Source organism: Pseudomonas sp. 14P_8.1_Bac3 (assembly GCF_025466085.1).
GTDB lineage: Bacteria > Pseudomonadota > Gammaproteobacteria > Pseudomonadales > Pseudomonadaceae > Aquipseudomonas.
Map to the genome: position 1 here is coordinate 1 of NZ_JANLOD010000075.1, position 17,834 is coordinate 17,834.

Genomic DNA, 17,834 nt, shown 5'->3' on the forward strand with positions numbered 1-17,834 from the left:
CCCCCCCCCCCCCCCCCCCCCCCCCCCCCCCCCGCTCCCACCGGGAATTACGCTGTTCTCAGGTGAATGCAGCGAGCAGATCCTCCTCGAATGCCTTCTGCGCATCCCCCGGAACCTGTGCCCGATGGCGGGCCAGCTGGAATGACACGTCGAAACTCATGTCGCTGCAGCGCACCGCCCGTAGCAGCCCCTTGTCTTCCCACGCGCGGGCAAAGTGGCTGGGCAGGTAGCCGACATGCTTGCCCGACAGAATGAAGGCGAGGGTGCCTTCGACCTGTTCCGAGCGCGCCGAGCACAGCTTGCCCTGGAACGGCTCATCGCTGCGCAGGAAGCGATAGGGGTGATCGACTCGGTCGCAGGCCTGCATGGCCTCATCGTCCGGGGCATCGTGGGTGAACAGTGGATGGCCGGCGGCGCAGTACAGGTGTTGGGTTTCCGTGAACAGCTCACGGTAGTCAAAAGCGCTTTGCACCTGGGAGAAATAGCCGATCGCCAGGTCCAGCCGCTGCTGCAACAGCAAGCGCTCCATCTCGCCGGGCATGGCGCTGATCAGTTCGATGCGCACCGATTGATCGCGCTCGCGAAACCGCCGGATCGCGTCTGCCACCCGTTGCAGCACCGATTGATCCAGGGCCTCGGACAGCCCCAGACGCACTTCGCCGATCAGCCGACCGGCGACACCGTTGGATTGATGACGGAACGCTTCGATGGACTCGAACAGCCCGCGTGTCGCCAGCAGCAGTTGCTCGCCCTTGGGCGTGATGCGAAATCCACCCTTGCCGCGACTGCACAGGCGATAGCCGAGGCGGGTCTCAAGCCGGGCCATTTGCTGGCTGATGCTTGACTGGCTCAGGCCCAGTTCACCCTGGGCCGCGCTGAAGCCGCCGCATTCCACCACGCTGACGAACAGCCGCAGCAACTGCAAATCCACATCATGAAGCTGGCCGAGCATTAAACATTACTCCGCAATAAAGTCAGGGTAATTGACTTGGTATTTTTCCAATGTATCCGACGGCGCATTCTGCCACCACTTCCTCTGGTCAGGTGTTCGTCATGGCTCCTTTCTTCAAACTGTGTTTAGCCGCGCTGTTCGTGGCCGTGTCCGTGTCGGCCCTGGCCGAAGAAAAAGTCGTCAATCTCTACAGTTGGGCCGATTATGTCGCGCCGGAAACCTTGCAGCGTTTCGAGCAGGAAACCGGCATCCACGTGCGCTACGACACCTTCGACTCCTCGGAAGTCCTGGAAACCAAGCTGCTCACCGGTGGCAGCGGCTATGACGTGGTGGTGCCGTCGTCCAGCGTGCTGGCGCGAGGGTTGGCGGCGGGGGCGCTGAAGGCGATTCCCCACGAAGGCCTCAAGGGCTACGCCAACCTCGATCCGGACTTGCTGGAAAAACTCGCCGCGGTCGATCCCGGCAACCAATATGGCGTGCCGTACACCTGGGGCACGCTGGGGTTGGGGATGAATGTCGAGGCGGTGCAACAGCGCCTGCCGGGTGTGCCGCTCAACAGCCTCGATTTGCTGTTCAAGCCCGAGTACGCCAGCAAACTGAAGGATTGCGGCGTCGCGATCATCGATTCGCCGCAGGAAGTGATCGGCCTGGCGCTGCACTATCTCGGTAAAGATCCCTACAGCACCGACAAGGCTGATCTGTCAGCCGCCGAGGCCCTGTTGCATCAGTTGCAGCCGAATGTGCTGTACGTCGCCAGCGGTCGGCAGATCAACGACCTGGCCAACGGCAGTGTCTGCCTGGCGCTGACCTACAACGGCGACGCCAGCATGGCTGCCGATCAGGCGCGCAAGGCCAATAAACCCTACGAAGTGGCGTACCGGATTCCGAAGGAAGGCACGCTGGTCTGGCAAGACAACCTGGCGATCCCCAAGGACGCGCCACACCCTGAAGCCGCTCGCGAGTTTATCGAATTCATGCTGCGCCCCGAGTCCGTCGCGGCGCTGACCAACACGCTGTTCTTCGCCACGGCCAACCAGGCCGCCACCCCGTTGGTAGATGAGGCGGTGCGCAACGATCCAGACATCTACCCCCTCGCCGAGGTGCGTGAGCGGCTGTACGCCGACCGCAGCATGAGCCTCAAGGACATGCGTCAGCGCACCCGCTTGTGGACCACTTTCCGTAGCCGCCAATAACAAAAAAGGAGATACAGATGGACGTGCCCGTGCAAAACGATCAGGCCATGACCCGCGACAGCCTCTATGGGACTGCCGCCGAAAGTACCTACGCCGGCATCACCAGTTTCATGCGTCGACGTTATAGCCGTGACTTGCGCGGTGTCGACGTGGCCGTCAGCGGCGTGCCGTTCGATACCGCCACCAGCAACCGTCCCGGTGCGCGTTTCGGGCCGCGCGGGATTCGCGCGGCGTCTGCCGGGATTGCCTGGGAGCGCCACTGGCCGTGGACGTTCGACCCGTTCGATCACCTGGCCGTGATCGACTACGGCGACTGCGACTTCGATTACGGCTCGCCGCAGTCGACACCGGAAACCATCGAAGCCCACGCCGAACACATCCTGAATGCCGGTTGCGCAATGTTGACCTTCGGCGGCGATCACTTCATCAGTTACCCGCTGCTCAAGGCCCACGCCCGCAAGCATGGAACGCTGTCGCTGATCCACTTCGACGCCCACAGTGACACCTGGCCGGACGAGGGGGGCAAGCGAGTCGATCACGGCACGATGTTCTGGCACGCGGCCAGGGAAGGCCTGGTGGACCCGGCGCGCTCGGTACAGATCGGCTTGCGCACCACCAATGACGATCACCAGGGCTTTCAGGTGCTGGACGCGCGGCAAGTGCATCGCCGTGGGGTGGATGCGATTGTCGAGGACATTCGGGCGCGTGTCGGCGACAACCCGGTGTACCTGACGTTCGATATCGACTGCCTCGACCCGGCGTTCGCGCCGGGCACCGGGACCCCGGTGTGCGGCGGCCTGAGCACGGTGCAGGCGCTGGAGATCCTCGGCGGCTTGCGCGGGATCAACCTGGTGGGCATGGACGTGGTGGAAGTGGCCCCGGCGTACGACAGTGCGGAAGTCACCGCACTGGCGGCAGCGACGTTGGCAATGGAGATGCTGTGTCTGTATGCGGCGAAGCATAAGGTTGATCTGTAGTACGCCGTAAGGTGGGAGCGAGCCTGCTCGCGCAAGCGCTGTGTCAGGCCACATGAACACTTGAATGTGCAGGCCTCATCGCGAGTAAGCTCGCTCCTATAGTGGAACCCGGTGTGCGTGTGCCCCAATCCCTGTAGGAGCCAGCTTGCTGGCGATGGCGCCAGTTCAGGCGACGGGAATAATGGGCAGGTCCAGGGTCTCAGTCCCGGAATACCGCGGCTTCGACCCGACGATGGTTCCGTGAGGCACACCCGCTTCCACGGCACTCACCCCATCCAGTCGCGACACCTGCTGCGCATTCAACTGCACATCCAGCGCCCCCAGCGTTGCATCCAGCTGTTCACGGGTGCGCGAACCCAGGATCGGGATCAACGCCGTCGTCGAGCGTTTGGCTTTTTCCCGCAGCCAGGCAATCGCCACGTGCGTCGGGCTGGCGTCCAGTTCGACGGCCACCGCCAGCAACGCGTCGAGGAGGGCGGTTTCCCGGGCGCTTTTTTCCGCATGAATCAGCATGCCGAGCTTGGCTGCGCGGTTATCGCCATCGTTGTTGCGGTATTTGCCGGTGAGGAAGCCGCCGCCCAGCGGTGACCACAGTGTGGCGGCCAACCCGAGGGCCTCGGCCATCGGCAGCATCTCGCGTTCCGCGGTGCGTTCGACCAGGCTGTACTCGACCTGAATCGCAGCGATCGGCGCAAAACCGCGCAGTTCGGCCAGCACATCGGCCCGGGCAATGCGCCACGCCGGGAAGTTCGACAACCCGGCGTAATGAATCTTGCCGGCGCGCACCAGGTCATCGAAGCCCCGGAGGATTTCTTCCATAGGCGTCACGCCGTCGCTGATGTGCGCCCAGAACAGGTCGATGTGATCGGTGCCCAGTCGTTTCAGGCTTTCTTCCACTGCGCGAACCATGTTCTTGCGGCTGTTGCCGGTGTGGGAAATGCCCGCTGCCGGCGTCGTCCCCAAAGTGTATTTGGTCGCGACGACCAGGCGATCCCGCTCCGGGGCGATGAATTCGCGGAGCATGGCTTCCGACTGGCCACCCTGATAACCGTTGGCGGTGTCGATGAAATTGCCACCGGCCTCCAGGAAACCGTCAAAGATGCGTTTGGCTTCCTCGCGCTCGGCGCCATGGCCCCAGCCCGTACCAAAGTTACCGGCGCCCAGCGCCAGTTCCGAGACACGCAAGCCGGTTTTTCGGCCGAACACTTTGTAATGCATGGGAAGACTCCTGAGGGAAAACCATGGTGGAATGTTTTAAATGTTAAGCGACATGTATAAAACATGATGCCTCTCATCTATTCCGTCAAGCGACTTTTTGTTTGTGGGGGGCTGTGCAATGGCATACTCCCGCGCATGAATGCCAACTCCCCTTTAAGCGCCTGGCAGCACGCCATCGAACAGAAGGGCTTCGTTCAGGACGAAGCCCAAGAGCATGCTGTCTGGGCGCTGCAAAAATGTTACGAAGCCCTGCATGAAGGTCACGCGCCGGTGACAGGCGTCTACTTGTGGGGCCCGGTCGGGCGCGGCAAGACCTGGCTGATGGACCAGTTCTATCAAAGCCTGCAAGTACCGGCCCGCCGCCAGCACTTCCATCACTTCATGGGCTGGGTGCATCAGCGCTCATTTCAGCTGACCGGCACCGCCGACCCGCTGAAAGCCCTGGCCCGGGAGTTGAGCCAGGAAGTCCGGGTGCTGTGTTTCGATGAGCTGTTCGTCAATGACATCGGTGATGCGATCATTCTCGGGCGCTTGTTCCAGGTGATGTTCGACGAGGGCGTGGTGGTGGTCTGCACCTCCAATCAGCCGCCGGATCTGCTGTACGCCGATGGCTTCAATCGCGACCGTTTCATGCCGGCCATCGAGGCGATCAAGCGGCACATGCAGGTGATTGCGGTGGATGGCGGCGAAGATCATCGCCTGCATCCCGGTGCCGGCCTGCAACGCTATTGGGTTGCCGCGCCAGGGCAGCCGGGTGCGTTGGGTGAAGTGTTCAAGGCGCTGACCGCCGGGCAGGCGGTGTCCAGTGAGCCGGTCAAGGTCGGCTACCGCTCGCTGAATGTGGTGCAGGCCAGTGCAAGCGTGCTCTGGTGCCGTTATGCCGACCTTTGCGAGCAACCCTTTGCCGCCATGGATTTCATGGCCCTGTGCGACACCTTCAAGGCTATTCTGTTGAGTGATGTGCCCAGCCTCAGTGCGCAAAAACGCGAAGGGCGCATCGCTCGCGGCACCGAAGACGGTGTCGAGCGGGTGGTGGCGGGTGATCGCGAGTTGCCGCAGCTGTCGGTGCATGACGACGGCGTGCGGCGTTTCATCGCGCTGGTGGACGAATGCTACGACCGTAAAGTGCCGTTGTACCTTGAGGCGCAGGTGCCAATGGACGCGCTCTACACCGAAGGCTATCTGGAGTTTCCGTTCCGCCGTACCCTCAGCCGACTCCAGGAAATGCAGCTGCAGCGTTTCGCCGACGCGTGAATCCAGGGCGCCGCGAAAATGAATCACCCCTTGTCCCACCCTTTGCTGACCATGGCCTATCAGAACGCCTGGGCCAACCATCGACTGGGGCAGTTGAGCCCTGACGACCTCGCGGAGTTTTTCTGTGCCGGCGAATCGGCCCTGCGGGCGGCGGATGTCGCCGAACCGGGCTGGACCGAAGCGTTGATCTGGGACCGTTAGGGCAAAATGCCCGTTGCGCCATCCTCTGCGGCCGCGATAGGGTCGCGTCACGCTATTTCACGTGTGATCGAGGATGCAGATGGAACCCGCAGAAATTCTTGTGCTTCAGGCCAGCTATACCAACCCGGTGCATGCCGAGGCGGTGCGTGTGGTGTTGAATCATTACGCCGAAGACCCGATGGGTGGCGGTCACTCCTTGCCCGCCGAGGTGCTGGAGCATTTGCCCGAAGAACTGGCCAAGCGTCCCCATGCGTTCAGCGTGTTGGCGTTTGTCGGTGGTGAACCGGCCGGGCTGGTCAATTGTTTTGAAGGGTTTTCGACGTTTGCCTGTCGGCCGCTGGTCAACGTGCATGACGTCGCGGTGATGAAGCCGTTTCGCGGCTTGGGCTTGAGCCAGAGGATGTTGCAGAAGGTCGAGGAAATCGCCCGCCAGCGCGGTTGCTGCAAGATTACCCTGGAGGTGCTGGAAGGGAATGCGGTGGCCCAGTCGTCGTACGCCAAATTCGGCTTTTCCGCGGGCATGTTCGATCCGGAGCATGGGCAAATGCTGTTCTGGATTAAGCCGCTGTAGGCGTGCAAGCACTGTAGGAGCGAGCTTGCTCGCGATGAACGCACAGGCGGCGCGTTTATCCAGAAAAAGCACGCGTCATCGTTGACGACCCTCGCGAGCAAGCTCACTCCTACAGGGGCGGGCGTTACGGTTTGTAGTGCTCGGTCACTTGCGCCGTCTGATCGTCCGGAACCCGGACCTCGGCGGTTTGCTGGCTTTGATTGTCTTGCTGGCTGAGTCGCAGGGTCTCGTAGTAATAACGCATGCGTTCGGCGCCACCTTCGGCCAATGCGCTGGTCGCAACGAAGGTCATCAGGCCGGCAATGATCAGCGGTGTACGGTTCATGATTCGCCTCCCATCTAACGGATAACGGGTGCCTCTCCTCCATGAAGCAATGTCGAGAGGCAATGATCCGCCGATTCCGTTAAACGGGAATTAACTGCGAGGGGGCGAGGGCACAGCAAAAGGGGCCGGAATCGGCCCCTGTGGAGTTACTTCAAAACAACGCCGGCCGAATCCGGCTTCACCTTGGGCTTGATCAGGCTGAAGTCGATCAGCGCTTTCTGCTCGCGCTCGTATGGGTTGCCGATCAATAACGGCCGCGGCTTGAAGCTGTCGCTGACCAGGCTTTTGCTGCGATCGAGTTCATCGAAACTCAAACCGGCCAGATCAGCCCAGGTATGGATCAGCTGCGAGCTGCTGTACGGCCGCCCCAGATCCCCGGCGAAATTCCAGTCATGGTTTTCGCGCCATTTCGGCGAAGCCCAGGCCATGAACGGAATCGTGTACATCGGCGCCGTCGGCTTGGCCTCGTTGCGGCCCAGGGTGCTGTGGCCGGGCGAGTCGAACACGTCTTCGCCGTGGTCGGAGAGGTACAGCAGGAAACCGTTCGGATCGGACTTGGCGTAATCCTTGATCAGGCTCGAGACCACGAAATCGTTGTACAGCACCGCGTTGTCATAGCTGTTGTAGGTCGGCAGCTGATCGTCACTTATGCCGGCTGGAACGCCGTTACGGTCCTTGAACTTGTCGAAGGTCGACGGGTAACGGTACTGGTAGCTCATGTGCGTGCCAAGCAGATGCACAACGATCAGCTTGCGCGGCGCCGCGTCGGCCAGGGCCTTGTTGAACGGCTCGATCACGTCGCCATCGTACTGGGCGGCGTTCTGGTTGCGGTTGTTGTTCAGGTACACCTGCTCGTCGGCCTGCTCGGAAAAGGTCGTGAGCATGGTGTTGCGCTTGGTCATGGTCTGCTGGTTGGTGATCCAGAAGGTTTTGTAGCCGGCCTGTTTCATCATGCTGACCAGCGACGGCGTCGACAGGTACAGGTCCGGGTTTTCTTCGTCGGCGAAGGTCAGCACCTGCTGCAGCGCCTCGATGGTGTAGGGGCGCGGGGTGATGACGTTATCGAAGACCGCCAGTTGATCCTTGAGCTTGTCCAGTTCCGGCGTGGTTTCCCGCGGGTAGCCGTAGAGGCTCATGCGCTGGCGGTTGGTGGATTCGCCGATCACCAGTACCAGGGTCGCCGGCTGGTTGGCGGCCGAGTCCTTGAGGTTGTGCAGCGGCGCAATCTTGCTCGCGCTGTCGAGCATGTCCTGCATGCCGGCCAGGGTATCGAGGTAGCGGTGATAAGCCACGGCCATCTGCCATGGCACGGCAGGCTCGATGCGGGTTTCGAATTTCTCGAAACCGCCAGCGAAGCTGCCGGTGCGGGCGGTCTGCTTGATCAACGGATAACCGACAACGGCCACCAGAATGGCCGTCGCGGCCACCAGCGCGCGACCGCGGGGCATGTACACCGGGCGCAAGCGGGTCCACAGGAAGTAGGCAAACAGCGTGTGGGCAATGAACGCCGCCACCATCCACCAGGCGAAATACTGGGTCATGTACTCGCCAGCTTCAGCGATGTTCGACTCGAACATGATGAAGATGACGCTTTGGGAAAATTCCTGCTGATAGATGAAGAAGTAGCCGAGGCTGGCCATGGAACAAGCCCACAACACCACGCCGATGACTGCCGCCATGACACGCGTCTGTTTCGGGAACAGCAGCATCGGCGCCAGCCAGATCGCGCTCATCACGAAGGCTTGACGGAATCCGGTGAAGCCGGAAGTCCCTGTCAATTGAATCAGCAGTTGGGTGATGCCGGAAAAATACCAGAAGAACAGGAATAGCCAGAGAAATCCTGCCCAATCAAAACCTTCCGCAGACGAATTGCTGCGTTTGAACCAAGCCATTGCGCGCTCCAGCAATAATCACTTCCACCGCCGCGACCGGGAAGTCGCCGACGAACGGGCGCCGCGCGGATACCGAGCGGCCATAAAGGGCCGGAGTATCAACAAGTCCGTGTGAAAACTTTGTTAGTTGCGAGGGTGAATGAATCGGCGGAGCGTATCGGAAACAGCGGAGGCCGTTTCCGATCAGGCGAGGGGATCAGGCGTGGGGTGCACGCAGGGTGACAGGCATCGGCTGAGCCTGGAGTCCTTGCGTCAGCAGGCGAAGTTGTTCGACCTCCTGCTTCAGCTGGTCGCGCTCGTCTTTCAACTGGCGCAATTCATCACGACGGATCGTGACGTAAAGGGTTTGTGCTGGCCGTGCTGCTTGTACTGTGCCCATTGCTCACCTCGCAAATGGCTGTCTCAACTGTAGATCCGCCCCGACATCGGTGCTGTATCTACTATCGGCGCCAATTTTGATTTCTTTTGCCCGGGAAGGGAACTTTTTTATTTTTCACGGTCGTTGTGTCTTCGGCACGATTCCCGACGTTATCAATCAGGATCGGGCACAATGCCCGGAAACTTCACGCCAACGCTCTGGACTAACCCACATTAGTCGCGTTGGGCTATAACCTTTGACACACTTTATTTGTAGTAGGGAGCATCAGCACATGCAACTCGGGATTATTGGACTGGGCCGCATGGGCGGCAATATTGCGCGGCGCCTGATGCTCAACGGGCATACCACCGTTGTTTACGACCGCAATACCGCCTTCGTCGACACCCTGGACGCTGAAGGCTCCAAGGGCGTCATCGATCTGCCGGCCCTTGTCGCCGGCCTGGCCAAACCACGCGCCATCTGGGTCATGCTGCCGGCCGGCGCGCCGACCGAAGACACCATCGACGTTCTGAGCACCTTGCTCGAACCCGGCGATACCATCATCGACGGCGGCAACACCTTCTATAAGGACGACATCCGCCGGGCGAAAACCCTTTCGGAAAAAGGCCTGCACTACGTCGACGTCGGCACTTCGGGCGGCGTTTGGGGCCTGGAGCGCGGCTACTGCATGATGATCGGCGGCGAAGCCGAGGTGGTGAAGCGCCTTGACCCGCTGTTCGACAGCCTTGCACCGGGCATGGGCAGCATCCCGCGTACCAAGGACCGCAAGTCCGACGATGACCGCGCCGAACGCGGTTACATCCACGCTGGGCCGGCAGGTGCCGGTCACTTCGTGAAGATGATCCACAACGGCATCGAATACGGAATGATGCAGGCCTTCGCCGAAGGTTTCGACATCCTCAAGACCAAGGGCAGCACCCAGTTGCCGGAAGACCAGCGTTTCGACCTCAACGTCGCCGACATCGCCGAAGTCTGGCGCCGTGGCAGCGTGGTGTCGTCCTGGCTGCTTGACCTGACCGCCGACGCCCTGGCAGCCGATCCGAAGCTCGACGGCTATTCCGGTGAAGTCGCCGACAGCGGCGAAGGTCGCTGGACCATCGAAGCCGCCATGGAGCAGGCGGTGCCGGTACCGGTGCTGTCGAACTCGCTGTTCTCGCGCTACCGTTCCCGCGGTCAGGGTACTTTTGGCGACAAGATCCTCTCGGCCCAGCGCTTCGGCTTCGGCGGCCATGTGGAGACTCCGAAAAAATGACTCGATTGATCCGCAACAAATCCAAGGCAGAACCCGCACCACCGACCACGCTGTTCCTGTTCGGTGCCCACGGTGACCTGGTCAAGCGTTTGCTGATGCCGGCGCTGTACAACCTGAGTCGCGACGGTCTGCTGGGGGATGGGTTGCGGATCATCGGCGTTGACCACAACGCCATCACCGATGAGGCCTTTGCGCAAAAGCTCGAGGATTTCATTCGCGCCGAAGTGGCCAGCAAGGTCGGCAAGGGCGATGAAGTCCTCGATCCTGCGTTGTGGGCCAAGCTGGCCAAAGGCATCAGCTACGTCCAGGGCGACTTCCTGGACGACAGCACGTATCAGGCGCTGGCGGCAAAAATCGCTGCCAGCGGCACCGGCAACGCGGTGTTCTATCTGGCCACCGCGCCGCGTTTCTTCAGTGAAGTGGTGCGTCGTCTCGGCGCCGCCGGTTTGCTGCAAGAAACACCGGAAGCGTTCAGAAGGGTGGTGATCGAAAAACCGTTTGGCTCCGACCTGCAAACCGCCGAAGCCTTGAACGGGTGCCTGCTCAAGGTGATGACGGAAAACCAGATCTACCGGATCGATCACTATCTGGGCAAGGAAACCGTGCAGAACATTCTGATCAGCCGGTTCTCCAACAGCCTGTTCGAAGCGTTCTGGAACAATCATTACATCGACCACGTGCAAATCACTGCCGCCGAAACCGTCGGCGTGGAAACCCGTGGCAGTTTTTATGAACACACCGGCGCCCTGCGGGACATGGTGCCCAATCACCTGTTCCAGTTGCTGGCGATGGTGGCAATGGAACCGCCGGCGGCGTTTGGCGCCGATGCGGTCCGTGGCGAAAAAGCCAAAGTGGTGGGGGCGATTCGTCCCTGGTCCACGGAAGAGGCTCGGGCCAATTCGGTGCGCGGCCAATACGCCGCCGGTGAAGTCGATGGCAAGCGGTTGCCGGGTTATCGCGAGGAAAACAACGTCTCGCCCGACAGCACCACCGAAACTTATGTCGCCCTCAAAGTCATGATCGACAACTGGCGCTGGGTCGGCGTGCCGTTCTACCTGCGCACCGGCAAACGCATGAGCGTGCGCGACACCGAGATCGTCATCTGCTTCAAACCTGCGCCTTACGCGCAGTTCCGCGATACCGAGGTCGATGAGTTGCAACCGACCTATCTGCGGATCCAGATCCAGCCCAACGAAGGCATGTGGTTCGACCTGTTGGCCAAGCGCCCTGGCCCGGCGTTGAAAATGGCCAATATCGAACTGGGTTTTGCCTATAAGGATTTCTTCGAAATGCAGCCGTCCACCGGCTACGAAACCCTGATCTACGATTGCCTGACCGGCGATCAAACGCTGTTCCAGCGCGCCGACAACATTGAAAACGGCTGGCGCGCCGTGCAGCCGTTTCTCGATGCCTGGCAGCAGGATGCAAGTGTGCAGGCCTACGCGGCGGGTGAAGACGGTCCGGCGGCTGCAGAAGACTTGCTGACTCGCGACGGTCGCGTCTGGCATGGCCTCGGATGAGTGACGCGCCGCAACACCCTATCCGTTTCCTGCTCTGTGACATGGACGGCACGTTGCTGCTGCCGGATCACAGCCTGAGCCAGCGCACCATTGATGCCGTCCGTTCGTTGCGCGAGGCGGGCGTGCTGTTCAGTCTGGCCACCGGGCGCCCACCAAAAGCCATGCTGCAGCAGATCGAAGCCCTGGGCGTCGATCTGCCAACGGCGGCGTTCAACGGCGGCACGATCGTCCATCCCGATGGCAGTTTTCTGGTCGCGCATTACTTGCCGGCCACCGCGGCGCTGACCGCACTGGCGCAGTTCTCCGATCTGCCGGACATCGAGGTGTGGGTGTTCAGTGGCGGAGACTGGCTGGTCAAAGACCCGAACGGGCCGATGGTGCCGCGCGAACAGCATGGCCTGGGCTATCCGCCGGTGGTGGTGGAGAGCTTCGAGCCTTATCTGCAACGCATCGACAAGATTGTCGCGACGAGTCACAACACGCAGTTGTTGATTGAGCTGGAGGCGCAGTTGCTGCCCAAGGTCGAGGGCCAGGCGCAGGTCTCGCGTTCGCAGCCCGTGTACCTGGACGTGACCGCGATGCAGGCCAACAAGGGTGCAGCGTTGGCGACGCTGGCCGAATTCCTCGGCGTGTCACTGGAGCAAACGGCCGCCATGGGCGATGGCGGCAATGACCCGGCGATGTTTCATCGCGCCGGACTGTCGATCGCCATGGGGCAGGCGGAGGAGGCGGTGAAGCGCCAGGCCGACGTGGTCACCGGTGCGAACACCGAAGACGGTGCGGCGCAGGCGATTGAGCGGTACATCCTGCCGTAAGCCGCTTTTGTGGGAGCGAGCCTGCTCGCGATGGCGGTGGGTCTGTTATGCCTCTGGCAGCTGACATACCGCCATCGCGAGCAGGCTCGCTCCCACTGGCTATCAAAAACCGGTTACAACCAGTCACTCACCGCATACCACCCCAACACCCCCATGACCACTGTATACGGCAACGCCATCCACACCATCCGCCCATACGACAGGCGAATCAGCGGCGCAATCGCCGACGTCAGCAGAAACAGAAACGCCGCCTGACCATTAGGCGTGGCCACGCTCGGCAGGTTGGTGCCGGTATTGATCGCAATCGCCAGCGTCTCAAAGTGCTCGCGGCTCATGTGGCCGGAAAGGAACGCCTGTTTCACTTCAGTGATGTAAATGGTCGCGACGAACACGTTGTCGCTGATCGCCGAGAGCAAGCCGTTGGCGATGAACAGCATGCCCGGTTGCTGATTTTCCGGCAGGGTCAGCACCCACTGGATCAGCGGCGTGAACAACTGCTGATCATGAATCACCGCCACCACCGCAAAGAACACCACCAGCAGTGCGGTGAACGGCATGGCGTCCTTGAACGCGTTGCCGAGGCGGTGCTCGTCGGTGATGCCGGTGAACGCGGTGATCAGCACGATCACCATCAGGCCGATCAGGCCGACCTCAGCGATGTGAAAGGCCAAACCAGCAATCAGAATCAGCGCCGCCAACCCCTGAACGATCAGCGCCGCGCGTTGGCGCGAGGTGCGTTCGGCGTTGTCTTCGGCGGCGTAATTGGCCAGCACGGCGCGCACGGTGTCCGGCAGTAGCGTGCCGTAACCGAACCAACGCAATTTCTCCAGCAGCACGCAGGTCACCATTCCTGCCACCAACACGGGCAGCGAAACCGGTGCGATTTTCAGAAAGAACTCGGCGAAGTGCCAACCCATTTCATGGCCGATCAGCAGGTTCTGCGGCTCGCCGACCAGGGTGCACACACCGCCCAATGAGGTGCCCACGGCGCCGTGCATCAGCAGGCTACGCAGGAAGGCGCGGAACTGCTCGAGGTCATCGTGATGGAGGGTGGGTAAGTGGCGGTCGTCGTTGAATTCGCTGTCCTGGCGCGGATCGTTGCCCGAGGCGACACGGTGATACACCGAGTAGAACCCTACCGCCGCGCTGATGATCACCGCCGTCACGGTCAAGGCATCGAGAAAGGCCGAGAGAAACGCCGACAGAAAGCAGAACATCAGCGCCAGCATCGCCTTGGAGCGAACCCCGAGCAACAGGCGCGAGAATAGGAACAGCAGCAGGTCTTTCATGAAGTAGATGCCCGCCACCATGAACATTAGCAGCAGGATCACCGGGAAGTTGTGCAGCAGCTCGTCGTACAGCGCCTGGGGCGTGGTCATCTGCAGCAGCAGTGCTTCGATCAACAGCAAACCACCGGGCATCAGCGGATAACACTTGAGCGCCATGGCCAGGGTGAAAATGAATTCCAGCACCAGCAGCCAACCGGCCGCCACCGGACCTGCGGTCCACAGTACCAGGGCGTTGAGAATCAGGAAGCCGACAATGCTGGCCTTGTACCAGCGAGGTGAATGCCCAAGAAAATTGTGCGCGAACGCCCGGGCCATGGAAGCGGACATCGGCTACTCCTTGTATTAAGAAGCGCGCAAGGTGCCGTATGTCGGAGGCAAGATCAAGCGTAGGAGATTTGCGCGGGGCCTACCCCAGATACCGGGCGACGATTGCCCGGTAATTGCCGTCCAGGGAATAGCCGCCGACGACAATGTTGCCATTGGCCTGCACGGCCAAGGATGTCGCAGTGTCCGGGCTGCGGCTCAGGCGGGTGCGGACCCAGCCGACGCCGTTGCCAAACCGGCTGTCGAGCTGTCCGTCGGGCAGGTGCCGGGCCAGGACGAAATCCGCTTCGATCCCGCCGACGGTGGCGCCAACGGTCAACACGCTGCCATCGGCAAGGGCCTCGGCGGCGGTCCATTGGCAACTGCTGTGGCCAATTTGCAGCAATTGTGGCTGGCCGCCGTGGCAATGGATGTCCGGGCGACCATTGCTGTGGACCTTCAATGCCATGCATTGCATCGGATCGCGGCTGCTGCCGAAGCACTGCAGATCGCCATTGTCCTGCAAGACGATCTGGCTGACCTGAGCGTGACGTCCGTCGGCCATGAAACTCATGAAGCCGTCCAGGGCGAAGTGGTCGTCCAGGGTGCCGTCGCGGTGATAGCGCGCGAGCAGGCCTTCTTCGGGAAAGTTGATCGAGCCGCCGACCACGATCCGACCATCACGCTGGACCATCACGCTGCTGAGCCAGGTGTTCATCAGCAAATGCCTGACCAGCACGAAGCCGCGACCGTTGAAGGTTTCGTCCGGCGAGCCATCCGTCTTGAGCCGTATCAGCAGGCCGACGTGATCGGCCAGTTCGAAATGATGATTGGCCAGCAGCAGAATCCTGCCGTCGTCCTGCACACAGACATCGCAGACTTCGGCGCCCGGCACGCCGGGTGGCAACCAGGTGTCGCGCACGCCTTGGGAAAGATTGCCCGGCAGGCGCACGACGCATCGACCGTTGTCGCCAAAGGAGCGGACTGGTTTGCCCTGTTGATCGAACAGCGCAAGAGCCGGGAGCGTGTGGTGCGCGTCTTCGTAGTGGAGGCCGGCCAGCAGGATGCGCCCGTCGTCGAGCAGCAGGACTTTGCCGGCCATGGCCTCAAAGCCCGGTTCGAACTGGCTGATGACGCTGCCTTGCTGACCGAACGCCAGGTCAGCCGAGCCGTCCTCAAGCAAGCGCGCCAGGCCGAAGCGGCTGCCGCCCGGAGTGCCAACCTTCGCCGCTATCAGCAGCCGGCCCGCGGCATCGATCGCGACGTCGTTGGCCATGCTGGAAGTGCTGCCGACGAAATACACTTGAGTGGTGCCGGTGCCGCCAAAGCTGACGTCGAGTTCGCCGGCATCGTTCTGCGCGGGGGGTAGGGCCAAAGCGGTCTGGACTGACATTGCACGCATCTCCTTGCGAGTCGTCGTGATCCAGGGATAGGCGATGGCGACTGGGGAAACATTCAACGCCTGAATGATCCGATGCACAACTGACAGAACGAACAGGCGGAGGGTCGCTGTGTGCCAGAACGATGTCTTTTCGAACCACTGCTAAGCAGCCAAATAAATGGCCTGGAAGTTCGAATATAGGCATGTCGTAAGTTGCTGGTGTTTATGCCAGCAACTTACGATAAGGGGAGGGGGCGGATTACCTTGAGGTAATCCGCAAAACGCTTAGTGTGGCATGGACCACGATTGCAACGCATAACCTTCCTGGCTCAGCTCTTTGCGGGCTTCTTCCAGAACATGTTCAAGTTGCGCAGGATCGGTATAGGCACTGCTCGGAATCTGCTTGTGGCCTATACGGGTATTTGTACGGTCGATGACGGTCAGGCTGAGTTCGCCGTTGCCGTCTTGTGGGGCCCAGGCCACGCATTGAAATGGCTTGAACGCGCGGTCGGCAATCAAAAGAGCTTCGTTGATACGGAGCGGGGCGGTCATGGGATCTTCTCTCTGTATGCCCAATCAAGTGATGTGCCGTCGGTTGGGCTTACCGTTCGGCTGGTTACTTGTACTGATGCCCGCAACCCGTGGGCGGGTCACATACAATTAAAAGAAATTTCAACTTTCTTTCATCGGTTCAGGATAGCGACGGGTTTTGAAAGCTCGATGAAAGGTTCGGCTCGGTAGTTAAATAACGAAGTGACTTCTTATAACTGATTGAGCGATCACCCTATAGTCAATCGGTACAAGCGCGCGTCAAATTATTGCTAATGTTACAGCCAGGTCCGCCAAATGACTGTTTTTAGTGATATTTCCTATAATTTGGCGCCAAGGAACAGTCATGATCGAAGCGCCTGCATTGCGACGTCTATTGGTGGTGGATCCCTGCGACGACTGCCATCGTCTGTTACCGGGGCTGCGTTCCGTGGGTTGGGACGTTGACAGCTGTACGCTGGAGAATGCCGCTGACCGGCCTTGTGACGTGGGTTTGTTACGTTTGCAGCCCCATCATCTCGAGCACCCGGATGCCGTCAAAGAGGTGATCAGCCGCAGCGGTACGGAATGGATCGCTGTGCTCAATCAGGAAGTTCTGCGGCTACAGAACGTCGGAGACTTTGTCTGCGAGTGGTTTTTCGATTTTCATACGTTGCCGTTCGATGTGTCGCGGGTTCAAGTCACACTGGGGCGGGCCTTTGGCATGGCGCGCCTGCGCGGGCAGGGCACGGTTCATATCGATCAGCCCGAGCACGAACTGCTGGGCGACAGCAAGCCGATACGCGAACTGCGCAAGCTATTGAGCAAACTGGCGCCCACCGAGTCGCCGGTGTTGATTCGCGGGGAAAGCGGGACCGGTAAAGAGCTGGTCGCCCGCACGCTGCATCGGCAATCCCAGCGTCACAGCAAGCCCTTCGTCGCGATCAATTGTGGCGCGATTCCCGAGCACCTGATCCAGTCCGAACTGTTCGGCCACGAGAAGGGGGCCTTTACCGGCGCCCATCAACGCAAGATCGGGCGGATCGAGGCGGCTAACGGCGGCACGCTGTTTCTTGATGAGATCGGTGATCTGCCCCTTGAGCTGCAGGCGAATCTGTTGCGTTTTCTTCAGGAAAAGCACATCGAGCGAGTGGGTGGCAGTCAGCCGATTCCAGTCGATGTGCGGGTATTGGCGGCGACCCATGTCGATCTTGAGGCCGCCATCGAGAAGAAACGCTTTCGCGAAGATCTTTATTATCGACTGAACGTCTTGCAGGTTGTGACCGCGCCCCTGCGCGAGCGCAATGGCGATTTGTCGATGCTGGCCAACCATTTTTCGCATTTCTACAGCCATGAAACCGGCCGCCGTCCGCGCAGCTTCAGTGAAGACGCATTGATTGCGCTGGGCAAACATGACTGGCCAGGCAACGTCCGTGAACTGGCCAACCGGGTACGCCGCGGGTTGGTGCTGGCCGAAGGCCGGCAGATCGAGGCGCGCGACCTGGGGCTGATCAGCCATCACGCCATTGCCGCACCGATGGGCACGCTGGAGGACTACAAGCATCGGGCCGAGCGTCAGGCGTTATGCGATGTGCTTAACCGCCACAGCGATAATCTGAGCATCGCCGCCAAGGTGCTGGGGATTTCCAGGCCCACCTTCTACCGTTTGTTGCATAAACATCAGATCCGCTGAGCGCTAACGACCATCGCGAGCAAGCTCGCTCCTACATGCGAAAAGCCCCGCTGCGACCTGAATCGCAGCGGGGCTTTTCGTTGGGGGCCCG

The 17,834-nt window shown here is 60.8% G+C and carries 16 protein-coding genes and 1 pseudogene; 9 read left to right on the top strand and 8 right to left on the bottom strand.

Features of this window, described 5'->3' with window-relative positions; genetic code table 11:
- Positions 1–58 precede the first annotated feature (58 nt).
- A complete protein-coding gene (locus NTD84_RS27935) occupies positions 59–952 on the bottom strand; it encodes a LysR family transcriptional regulator (protein ID WP_262172289.1) in 894 nt (297 codons plus the stop codon).
- Positions 953–1,053: 101 nt separating this feature from the next.
- On the opposite strand from NTD84_RS27935, the gene NTD84_RS27940 reads away from it, so the two are divergent.
- A complete protein-coding gene (locus NTD84_RS27940; protein ID WP_262172290.1) occupies positions 1,054–2,145 on the top strand; it encodes a polyamine ABC transporter substrate-binding protein in 1,092 nt (363 codons plus the stop codon).
- Positions 2,146–2,162: 17 nt separating this feature from the next.
- Positions 2,163–3,122: an agmatinase gene (gene speB / locus NTD84_RS27945; RefSeq protein WP_262172291.1), complete on the top strand. Its 960-nt coding sequence runs from the start codon at positions 2,163–2,165 to the stop codon at positions 3,120–3,122.
- Positions 3,123–3,287: 165 nt separating this feature from the next.
- On the opposite strand, the gene NTD84_RS27950 is transcribed toward speB, so the two are convergent.
- Positions 3,288–4,340 (bottom strand): aldo/keto reductase, encoded by a 1,053-nt coding sequence (locus NTD84_RS27950; protein WP_262172292.1) that lies wholly within the window; start codon positions 4,338–4,340, stop codon positions 3,288–3,290.
- Between the two features lie 135 nt (positions 4,341–4,475).
- On the opposite strand from NTD84_RS27950, the gene zapE reads away from it, so the two are divergent.
- The 3 genes and pseudogenes from zapE (at position 4,476) to NTD84_RS27965 (ending at position 6,366) form a co-directional block, all read left to right on the top strand.
- Positions 4,476–5,594 carry a cell division protein ZapE gene (gene zapE, locus NTD84_RS27955; RefSeq protein ID WP_262172293.1) on the top strand — a complete coding sequence of 373 codons (1,119 nt, stop codon included), beginning with the start codon at positions 4,476–4,478 and terminating at the stop codon, positions 5,592–5,594.
- Positions 5,595–5,612: 18 nt separating this feature from the next.
- Positions 5,613–5,708: pseudogene (locus tag NTD84_RS27960) on the top strand (damage-inducible protein DinB); the annotation flags it as partial.
- 166 nt (positions 5,709–5,874) lie between these two features.
- On the top strand, positions 5,875–6,366 hold the full coding sequence (locus tag NTD84_RS27965) for a GNAT family N-acetyltransferase (protein ID WP_262172294.1): 492 nt from the start codon (positions 5,875–5,877) through the stop codon (positions 6,364–6,366).
- Between the two features lie 124 nt (positions 6,367–6,490).
- Here the strand turns inward: NTD84_RS27965 and NTD84_RS27970 are convergent, their stop codons facing one another.
- The 3 genes from NTD84_RS27970 to NTD84_RS27980 all read right to left on the bottom strand — a co-directional run bounded on the left by NTD84_RS27970 (position 6,491) and on the right by NTD84_RS27980 (position 8,962).
- Positions 6,491–6,691: a hypothetical protein gene (locus NTD84_RS27970; protein ID WP_262172295.1), complete on the bottom strand. Its 201-nt coding sequence runs from the start codon at positions 6,689–6,691 to the stop codon at positions 6,491–6,493.
- A gap of 146 nt (positions 6,692–6,837) precedes the next feature.
- The gene (locus NTD84_RS27975) at positions 6,838–8,583 is read right to left on the bottom strand and encodes a phosphoethanolamine transferase CptA (protein ID WP_262172296.1); all 1,746 of its coding nucleotides are present in this window, start codon (positions 8,581–8,583) and stop codon (positions 6,838–6,840) included.
- Between the two features lie 196 nt (positions 8,584–8,779).
- The gene (locus NTD84_RS27980) at positions 8,780–8,962 is read right to left on the bottom strand and encodes a DUF6026 family protein (protein WP_262172297.1); all 183 of its coding nucleotides are present in this window, start codon (positions 8,960–8,962) and stop codon (positions 8,780–8,782) included.
- Positions 8,963–9,233: 271 nt separating this feature from the next.
- Between NTD84_RS27980 and gnd the strand changes: the two genes are divergently transcribed.
- Genes gnd through NTD84_RS27995 form a run of 3 tightly spaced genes read left to right on the top strand, consistent with a single transcriptional unit; the run spans position 9,234 to position 12,549 of the window.
- The gene (gene gnd / locus NTD84_RS27985; RefSeq protein WP_262172298.1) at positions 9,234–10,214 is read left to right on the top strand and encodes a phosphogluconate dehydrogenase (NAD(+)-dependent, decarboxylating); all 981 of its coding nucleotides are present in this window, start codon (positions 9,234–9,236) and stop codon (positions 10,212–10,214) included.
- Positions 10,211–11,734, top strand: coding sequence for a glucose-6-phosphate dehydrogenase (zwf, locus tag NTD84_RS27990; RefSeq protein WP_262172299.1), 1,524 nt, complete (start codon positions 10,211–10,213; stop codon positions 11,732–11,734). The genes gnd and zwf overlap by 4 nt, the downstream gene beginning before the upstream one ends.
- Positions 11,731–12,549 (top strand): HAD family hydrolase, encoded by an 819-nt coding sequence (locus NTD84_RS27995; protein WP_262172300.1) that lies wholly within the window; start codon positions 11,731–11,733, stop codon positions 12,547–12,549. Before zwf ends, NTD84_RS27995 begins: the two co-directional genes overlap by 4 nt.
- A 113-nt stretch (positions 12,550–12,662) precedes the next feature.
- Here the strand turns inward: NTD84_RS27995 and nhaB are convergent, their stop codons facing one another.
- The 3 genes from nhaB to NTD84_RS28010 form a co-directional block, all read right to left on the bottom strand.
- Positions 12,663–14,165 (bottom strand): sodium/proton antiporter NhaB, encoded by a 1,503-nt coding sequence (gene nhaB / locus NTD84_RS28000; RefSeq protein WP_262172301.1) that lies wholly within the window; start codon positions 14,163–14,165, stop codon positions 12,663–12,665.
- 79 nt (positions 14,166–14,244) lie between these two features.
- Positions 14,245–15,534 (bottom strand): hypothetical protein, encoded by a 1,290-nt coding sequence (locus tag NTD84_RS28005; RefSeq protein WP_262172302.1) that lies wholly within the window; start codon positions 15,532–15,534, stop codon positions 14,245–14,247.
- Between the two features lie 273 nt (positions 15,535–15,807).
- Entirely contained in the window at positions 15,808–16,074 is a 267-nt protein-coding gene (locus tag NTD84_RS28010) for a hypothetical protein (protein ID WP_262172303.1), read from the bottom strand.
- Positions 16,075–16,417: 343 nt separating this feature from the next.
- On the opposite strand from NTD84_RS28010, the gene NTD84_RS28015 reads away from it, so the two are divergent.
- A complete protein-coding gene (locus tag NTD84_RS28015) occupies positions 16,418–17,743 on the top strand; it encodes a sigma-54 dependent transcriptional regulator (protein ID WP_262172304.1) in 1,326 nt (441 codons plus the stop codon).
- Positions 17,744–17,834: the final 91 nt, after the last annotated feature.